The sequence below is a fragment of the Bacteroidales bacterium genome (genome assembly GCA_035353855.1).
In the GTDB taxonomy this organism is placed as follows: Bacteria; Bacteroidota; Bacteroidia; order Bacteroidales; family CG2-30-32-10; genus DAOQAK01.
Map to the genome: position 1 here is coordinate 24,155 of DAOQAK010000046.1, position 9,025 is coordinate 33,179.

Here is a 9,025-nt window from a genome sequence, read left to right on the forward strand (position 1 = left end):
AATATAAGTATTCCTGGCATAAGGCATTATGGCAAAATAAAAAAAACGCATGAGTCAACCCATGCGTTTTTTTATTAGAAAGTATGATTGATTATTGAATAAGCAACTGTTTGGTCAAAATATTCGATTTGGTTTTAACCTGTAATATGTATACTCCGGTTGCAATACCACCGATATTAAGGAATTTATTATTATCTCCGATTTCAAAATCCATATTGTCTGTGTAAACTAGTTTGCCATCGATATTGAATATTTGAATGGAAGCATTATCTGAATAATTTGATTTCAGGAATAAGAAGAATTCACCTTTTGAAGGATTAGGGTAAGTGAAGAATGACATTTGCGGGTCAACAATAATTTCAGGTGTTAAGACGGTTGTGCCATCGGCTATGAAATAATATGGGTCAGGTTGACCAATGAAAGGATGATATGCAATTTTGCCCGTAACATCTTTAGCTTTGATGTAATAATAAATAGTATCGCCGGAATTCTGAGTAGGTATATTTGCTTTATAATGCCTGTAGCTTACAAACGACATAGGAATTGAATCCCATGTTCCGTTGTAATGAACTTTATATTTAACCATAGGATAATTTGTAGCTAAAGCATTTTTTGCATACGAATAAACCACGGCATTGATATCGTACCCGGTTGAAGAATTTATCTTTCCATATAGTGGATAGTGTTGTATGTAGAGCATTTGCCTGTCGGCAATTTCATGGGTACGGCAATGTAATGCATCAGTATTGAACCAAGGTACGTATGTTCCTGATGTAGAAGTTTTATATCCTTTTACAATATAACCTGGCATTGCTTTCCTATAAAGTTTTAATGCAGCAGAGTCTTTTGTTACTGTTGTTGTTGAGCCAACAATAGGAATAAAGACTCTATTGTTCAATATTAATACATTTGAGTATGGTGTTACAGCTGTATTGCTTGACGCGGTGCTGCTACCAATAAAAGGTCTGTATACTTTATAATGATAGCCATATGCACAGTTTGTACTTTTAAAATAACTTGCAGCAGCTTCATAATATGAATATCTTGAATCGGATGTAGAAACAGAGTCGATTAACATTTTATCAGGAGCTAAAAATTTACCCCAACAGTCAATGTGTTTGATATAATCACCTAAAGCATCAGGACGAATCATGTAATTTGAAATACCAAGATAAGTTGATACTTGTGTTTGTATCTGAGTTGTAGATAAACTGGAATTATCGTCATTAACCAAATCAGTAGAGGCAGCAATTCCATAACCATCACACATCCAGTTTCCGCCTGTTTGTGATAAGCCCATGGTATAACAAGTCATATTGTTAAGTGCCGTTGCTTCATATGGAGTAAAAGCATCATCATTTGGCCTGTCCCTGTCATAGGTAAAGTCAACTACACTTACAGTTCCACTACTATCGGCTATAAACCATCCTGTAAAATCTCTGGTCCACCATGAATCTGTAGTAGCATTAATAAAGCTGTAATTTGTGATGCTTAAAGTGTTAAATTTTGAAGTTACAGTACTTTGATAAGAACTTGGGCAGGCAACATAAACCTTGGCTGTTTTAGCTAAATCTTGAATAGCAGCATCAGGAATACCAAATCCGCCATAACTGGAAACATAAGCTATTACAACTCCTTCGGAAGGTTCCCATTCTGCAATATTCCTGGGTTGAACAGGGGTTGCTTTAGAGAAAGGAAGAACTTTGTGCGAGTTTGCAAAATTTAACTGTTCTTCTTTACTAATTTCATGTTTAGGAAGTCCATTTTCCTGAGCTGTGCTAACTCCAATGTTAAATGCAATAAATGCAATAATTAATGAGAAAGTAAATTTTTTCATAAGTGCTTTTGTTTGGTGTGTCTTCAAAGATATAAAAAAAATAAATATAATAATGTTAATACGTATGTAAATATTTATACCGACAGAAAAGAGTTTTGCAAAAATATTTTTTGTTTTCTGTACGGTATAACTCGTTCTAAACAGTTTTGCCTTTGCAAACCTGATAAGAACGAGTATAAAATACCTTAATAAAAAATATAAGTTATTATTTATTAACTGATGTTATGCAAAATCATTATTTGTATCGAAACAACATTATTTTATTATTATGTCCCGTTAGGGACAACAGCTTGGTAAAGAAAAGAAAGGTACAACTCACTTCTTATTGTACCGTAGGTACTAAACTTTCAAGACTATATAGCTTTCAAGCACGCTCAGTTAATTGGGTTGTGCCTATCTGCCTCGTCGTCAAGACGGGCAGCACACAACTTCATAGTGGTTATATATTTTACCAAGCGGTTATGCCTACCTGCCTCGTCGACCCGCTTACCATCGAGGCGGGCAAGGCGGGCGGTATATACTCTTAAAATCCTTATTAATTATAGTTTTTAAAATTTTATTTTAGGTTTTGCGTAACATCATTTATTAAGGTATTTCAGTTCTCTAAAAAAATTAAGAAATACAAAATAATTTCTGAACGTGATTATGTGGAGGTCCTTTTAACTACAGGCTTCTTGAAGCATATTGAAATGACACCGTAAAACATTTTCATTTTCTGGCTCATGCAAATGTATGCCATTTCCTTTACAATATTTATAAACATCACAACTTTTACAAATTCCGGTTTTAGTCCATTGCCTGTTTCGCATCACTTCAAATTTATTATTCCACACTTCGATGAAATCATCTTTGTATATATTTCCCTGAACAAATGCCCTGTTAATATTGGGGCATGCGCTTATCGAGCCATCAGCTAAAACAGATGCAATATTGATTCCTGCACGGCAAAAATAAAAACCATTTCTTACTTTATTTTCATATGAACCAAGGAACCCTTCGCAACCATAACTGATTTCAATTTTATTGTTTTTTCTTGTATTGGAAATGAATTCCATTAACCATCGAAATTGCTTATATGATATATCAAGCAAAGGATTTTCGGCAGCGCGTCCGATAGGAAAAATTGTAAAGAGTCTCCATTTTTTTACTCCTTCTTCAATAAGGAAATCGCGAAGGTTTTCAAGCTCTTTAAAATTTTTTTGATTGACACAAGTTACAACATCATAAACAGGGTCATTTTCTTTTACGATGAGTTTTATTGCTTTTACTGCTTTTTCCCATGAATCATCACGGCCACGCAGCCAGTTATGACTTTCTGAAAAGCCATCAAGACTTATCGTTACTGAGCGCAAACCTGCACCGAGCAAGGTTTTAAAACGTTCCTTAGTGAAAATATATCCATTAGAAACCAGTCCCCAAGGGAAACCGAGTTTGTATAATTCATATCCGCATGCTTCAATGTCTTTCCTGACAAGGGGTTCACCACCTGTAAGCACAATCATTGTTTTATTTGGATTGTATACTTTAGCAACTTTTTTTGCGATAGCAATAAAATCAGGGTAGGGCATATCATGAATTGCACTATCGCGATGACAGTCACTGCCGCAATGCAAACAGTTTATATTGCAACGAAGCGTGCATTCCCAGAAAAGATAAGATAATTCGTGTAACCCGGTTTGTGTTTTTACATATTTGTTGAAAAGACCGAGTTTTAATTTTTGTCCGAATGTTGGTTTAATCGATGACATTAAATTCTGTTTGCTTTTTCTTTATCAGTTATTGGCTGTGCCGATTTTGCTGAAACATTTTTTTTGTCATGTTTTGGAACGAATGCTGATTTTGGTGTTCCATAGCATGCTTCAAATAAAATCAGAACACCACAAACTCCCATCAACTTTAGTGCTCCTGATAAAAACAAACTTTTATTTTTTAGGAAAAACTTTTTCATAAAAATTATTTTAAGTTCATTGATTCAATAATGTTTTTTATCTGAACATCCAGCTCTTTATTTAGTGAATCGAATTGAGCAGCATTTTTAAGTTCAGCTTTTATTCCAAAATAAAATTTTATTTTGGGCTCGGTACCTGAAGGGCGTACAGTTATTTTACTTCCGTTAGAAAGATAAAATTGAATTACGTCTGATTTCGGAAGATTTAAAGTTTTTTCGGTTTTATTTTTTATATTTTTTTCTTTCTGTAAAAGATAATCTTTAATGCAGACTACATCAACATTATTAATAGATTCAGGTGGAGTGCTGCGATAGTTGCTCATCATTTTTTTAATTTCTTCAACCCCTTCAATTCCTTTCTTGGTAAGCGATAGCAATGATTCTTTATAAAAGCCATATTTAACGTAAATATCGATTAGCAGTTCGTAAAGAGATTTATTTTTACTGGCTGCCCATGCTGCTGTCTCTGCAATAATGCAACAGGAAATTATTGCATCTTTATCGCGAACAAAATCGCCAACAAGGTATCCATAGCTTTCTTCGCCACCACCAATAAATTTTTGCTTACTTTCTTTTTCTTTTATTATCTCAGCAATGTATTTGAATCCGGTTAAAACATCGAAACATTCGATGCCAAATGAATTTGAAATTTCTTTCAGTAATTCAGATGTAACAATGGTTTTAACAATGTATTCATTCCCTTTGAACAGTTTATTTTCGCTATAAGCATTCATTAAATAATAAATGATTAATGATGCAGTTTGATTTCCATTCAGCAAAACAAAATCACCATTATTGTCTTTAACAGCAACTCCAACGCGGTCGGCATCGGGGTCGGTACCCAGAACCAAATCGGCATTTATTTCTTTTGCTTTTTTTAAAGCAAGCTCAAGCGCTGCAGGCTCTTCCGGGTTTGGCGATTTTACTGTGGGGAAATTTCCATCAGAAATATTTTGTTCTTCAACAGTGAAAATATTTTTAAAACCAAATTCTTTTAATGCACGTGGGGTAAGCTTAACACCACTTCCATGAATTGGAGTATAAACAATTTTTATGTCAGAATAATTTTTAATTAGCTTCTGATTGAGTGATAAACTTTTTACTTTTTCAATATAAATTTTGTCAACTTCTTCATCAATGCTGATAATTTTATTTTTATCGGCATTCATCTTTACATCGTTGATGTTTGTTATTTTTTGTACTTCCGCAATAACATTATTGTCGTTAGGCGGAACAAGTTGTCCGCCGTCATCCCAATAAACCTTATAACCATTATATTCTTTAGGGTTATGCGAAGCAGTTACGACAACACCTGTTTGACAATTCAATTGACGGATTGTGAATGACAGGACAGGAGTAGGGCGCAGGCTGCTGAATAAGAAAACTTTTATTCCGTTGGCAGATAGAACATCAGCAGTGATCTGAGCAAAGGCTTTACTGTTATTTCGCGAATCATAAGCTATTGCAGCTTTTAGCTCTTTTTCGCCGGGAAACATTTTGTGAACATAATTAGCCAAACCTTGTGTTGCCATAGCAACAGTATATTTATTCATCCTGTTGGTACCCACACCCATAATACCTCGCAATCCACCGGTACCAAATTCCAGGTCACGGTAAAATGCTTCAGTTAATTCTTTGGGATCATTGTCGATTAAATGCTGAACCTGTTTCCTTGTGTTATCATCAAAATTATTGCTAAGCCAGTATGTGGCCCTCTTCAGGATAGCGCTTTCTATTCCGCTCATATATTTAATTATTATAAAATAAATTAGAAAAATATTATTTTTTCTGATTCTTTATTTTTTGAATGCAATCATTAAGGCTGTCTTTCCAGTATGGAATGCTGATATTAAATTGTTTTTTAATTTTCGATTTGTTCAATACGCTGTAAAAAGGTCGTGCTGCATCAGTAGGATAATCCTTGGTTTCAATAGGATTGACAGGAGTTTTTATTCCGGATATTTCAAGAATTTCTTTTGCAAAATCATACCAGCTGGTAACGCCCTCGTTCGAAAAATTAAATATTTCGAATTTATTTTTTTCTTTATAATCGGGGACAATTTCAAGAATGGTCTTTGCAAGGTCGCGCGCATATGTAGGACTTCCAACCTGGTCGCAAACTACATTAAGCGATTCTTTTTCTTTTGCAATTTTTAATATTGTTTTTACAAAATTTCCACCGTAAGAAGAATACAGCCATGAAGTTCGGAAAATAATTGCTTTTTGTGAATTGAATATCACTTCCACTTCACCATCGAGTTTTGTTTTTCCGTAAATAGATTTAGGATTGGTAAGATCGCTTTCAAGATAAGGTTTGCAATTGCGCCCATCGAAAACATAATCCGTGGAAACATGGATTAATAAGGCATTTTGCGATGCAGAGAACTGTGAAAGATATTTAACAGCCGTTACATTGAGCAGCGTTGCTGAATCTTTTTCTTTTTCGGCTTTATCAACAGCAGTATAAGCAGCACAATTAATAAAACAGTCGAATTTATTTTTTACAAAAAATTTATTCAGCGCGGCATAGTTGGAAATATCCAGCTCTTCAATATCGGTAAATGTAAAATTTAAATTTTTGAAATGGGGAGCTAATTCCCTTATTTCGTTACCTAACTGGCCGTTTGCTCCGGTTACAAGAATGTTCATGGATCAAATTATTTCTTTAAAATAATGAATTGTCTTTTTCAATCCTTCTTCAAGCTGAATTTCCGGTTCCCAACCAAGGATCTCTTTTGCTTTTGTAATATTTGGCTGTCGCTGCATCGGATCATCTTCCGGTAAAGGCAGAGTGATGATTTTTGATTTGGAATGAGTTAATTTTATTACCAGTTCGGCAAGCTGACGGATAGTAAATTCATTAGGGTTGCCAGCATTTATGGGCCCTGTTATTTCGTCCGCAGTGTTCATCATTCTTATCATAGCATTGATCAGATCGTCAACATAGCAAAAGCTGCGGGTTTGCGAACCATCGCCGTAAATAGTGATGTCCTCATTTTTTAATGCCTGGATAATAAAGTTTGAAACCACCCTTCCGTCGCTTGGATGCATGCGAGGCCCGTAGGTGTTAAATATTCTGAGGATTTTTATTTTAACATTATTTTGTCGATGGTAATTTACGAATAATGCTTCAGCACAACGCTTTCCTTCATCGTAACAGGCACGGATACCAATGGGATTTACATGTCCCCAATATTCTTCCATTTGGGGATGAATTTCGGGATCGCCATAAACTTCGCTGGTAGAAGCCTGTAACACTTTTGCCCTTATGCGTTTTGCCAGACCGAGCATGTTGATTGCTCCCATTACCGATGTTTTAATTGTTTTGATCGGGTTGTATTGGTAATGAATCGGTGATGCCGGACATGCCAAATTATAGATTTCGTCAACCTCAATAAAGAAAGGCATTGTAACATCATGACGGATCAATTCGAAGTAAGGGTTATCCAGAAGGTGAACGATGTTTTGCTTTTGACCAGTAAAATAATTGTCGAGGCATACTACTTCATTGCCCTCGTTCAGTAGTTTTTCACATAGATGTGAACCTAAAAATCCTGCACCACCGGTTACCAATATTTTTTTCTTCATGAATCTTTTATCTTTTTATTCCGATGCAGAAATAATCAAATCCTTCCGACTGCATTTCCTTAACATTATAAATATTTCTTCCATCAAATATAGCAGGGTTTTTAAGTAATTTTTTTACCAGGGAGAAATCAGGTAAGCGGAATTCACTCCATTCTGTAGCTATAAGCAGGCAGTCGGAACCTTTTAAGGCTTCATACTGGTCGGAAGCATATTCAATTTTGTCGCCAATCCTGCGTTTGCTTTCATGCATAGCAACGGGGTCGTATGCTTTAACTTTTGCACCGGCTTCGAGTAATTTTTTTATGATAACTAAGGAAGGAGCTTCGCGCATATCATCGGTTTGTGGTTTGAACGACAGTCCCCATAAAGCGATTTGTTTTCCTTTAATGTTATTGTTAAAATATTTCATCAGTTTATTAAAAAGTACAGCTTTCTGATCGTCGTTCACATCTTCAACTGCTTTAAGAACGCGCATGCTGTAACCGTTTTCATCAGCAGTTTTTATCAGCGCTTTTACATCTTTAGGAAAACAGGAACCCCCATAACCAATACCGGGATAAATAAATTTTGTTCCTATACGGGAATCGCTTCCTATACCTTTTCTTACCATATTTACATCTGCTCCCATTATTTCGCAAAGATTAGCGATGTCATTCATGAATGATATTTTTGTGGCAAGCATTGAGTTTGCTGCATATTTGGTCATTTCGGCCGAAGGAATATCCATGAAAATTACAGGATGCCCATTCATTACAAATGGTTTATATAAGCGGTTCATAATTTCTTCTGCACGTTGCGACTCAATTCCAACAACTATACGGTCGGGTTTTATGAAATCATCAATGGCTGCACCTTCTTTAAGAAATTCGGGGTTTGAAGCAACATCAAATTCAATATCTTCGCCACGTATGTCCAGTTCTTTCTGAACCGCTTCACGAACTTTTTTAGCGGTACCAACAGGTACGGTACTTTTGGTAACAACCAGCATATGTTTGTTCATATGTTTTCCAACTTCCGAAGCAACTGATAAAACATATTTAAGGTCGGCGCTGCCGTCTTCATCAGGAGGTGTGCCAACAGCGATAAAAACAACTTCTGTATCGTTAACAATATTTCCTAAATCGGTAACAAAATGTAATCTGCCTTTTTTTACATTACGGTCAATCATTTCATCAAGCCCGGGTTCGTATATCGGGCTGATACCTTTTTTTAGATTTTCAATTTTAGTAACATCAATATCAACACACGTAACATTAATGCCAACTTCGGCGAAACAAGTACCTGTAACCAATCCTACGTAACCGGTCCCAACTATAGCAACATGCATAAATTCTTTAGTTTAAAAGTTAGTATTCAATCTTGAGAAACAAAAATAGAAATATTTCATTAAATTACTAAATATAGAAAAGATTTTGTTCAGAAAGTATTTTATACCGATACGAAACCGATTTGCATTTTTCTTATTTTGTTCCTATCGGCATAACTCGTTCTAATCAAAATTGCTTTTGCATTCTTGATAAGAACGAGTATAAAATATTTTTTTGAGGAGAGATAGAAATAAAAAAGCCACTTTGCTGTGGCTTAATTACTTTTTTCAGTGATCTGGCTGGGATTCGAACCCAGGACCCCATCCTTAAAAGGGATGTGCTCTA

General features: G+C 35.3%; 7 protein-coding genes. All 7 read right to left on the minus strand.

Going from position 1 to position 9,025, the window contains the following annotated elements:
• Positions 1–91 precede the first annotated feature (91 nt).
• On the minus strand, positions 92–1,837 hold the full coding sequence (locus PKK00_11695) for an agmatine deiminase family protein (protein ID HNW99063.1): 1,746 nt from the start codon (positions 1,835–1,837) through the stop codon (positions 92–94).
• Between the two features lie 659 nt (positions 1,838–2,496).
• Positions 2,497–3,585 (minus strand): TIGR04133 family radical SAM/SPASM protein, encoded by a 1,089-nt coding sequence (locus PKK00_11700; GenBank protein HNW99064.1) that lies wholly within the window; start codon positions 3,583–3,585, stop codon positions 2,497–2,499.
• Positions 3,585–3,785, minus strand: a complete 201-nt coding sequence (locus PKK00_11705; protein HNW99065.1) for a hypothetical protein — start codon at positions 3,783–3,785, stop codon at positions 3,585–3,587. Before PKK00_11705 ends, PKK00_11700 begins: the two co-directional genes overlap by 1 nt.
• 5 nt (positions 3,786–3,790) lie before the next feature.
• Positions 3,791–5,530 (minus strand): phospho-sugar mutase, encoded by a 1,740-nt coding sequence (locus PKK00_11710; GenBank protein ID HNW99066.1) that lies wholly within the window; start codon positions 5,528–5,530, stop codon positions 3,791–3,793.
• Positions 5,531–5,564: 34 nt separating this feature from the next.
• Positions 5,565–6,434, minus strand: coding sequence for a dTDP-4-dehydrorhamnose reductase (rfbD, locus tag PKK00_11715; GenBank protein HNW99067.1), 870 nt, complete (start codon positions 6,432–6,434; stop codon positions 5,565–5,567).
• Between the two features lie 3 nt (positions 6,435–6,437).
• Positions 6,438–7,373, minus strand: coding sequence for an SDR family oxidoreductase (locus tag PKK00_11720; GenBank protein HNW99068.1), 936 nt, complete (start codon positions 7,371–7,373; stop codon positions 6,438–6,440).
• A 7-nt stretch (positions 7,374–7,380) separates the two neighbouring features.
• Entirely contained in the window at positions 7,381–8,700 is a 1,320-nt protein-coding gene (locus PKK00_11725) for a UDP-glucose/GDP-mannose dehydrogenase family protein (GenBank protein ID HNW99069.1), read from the minus strand.
• Positions 8,701–9,025 lie beyond the last annotated feature (325 nt).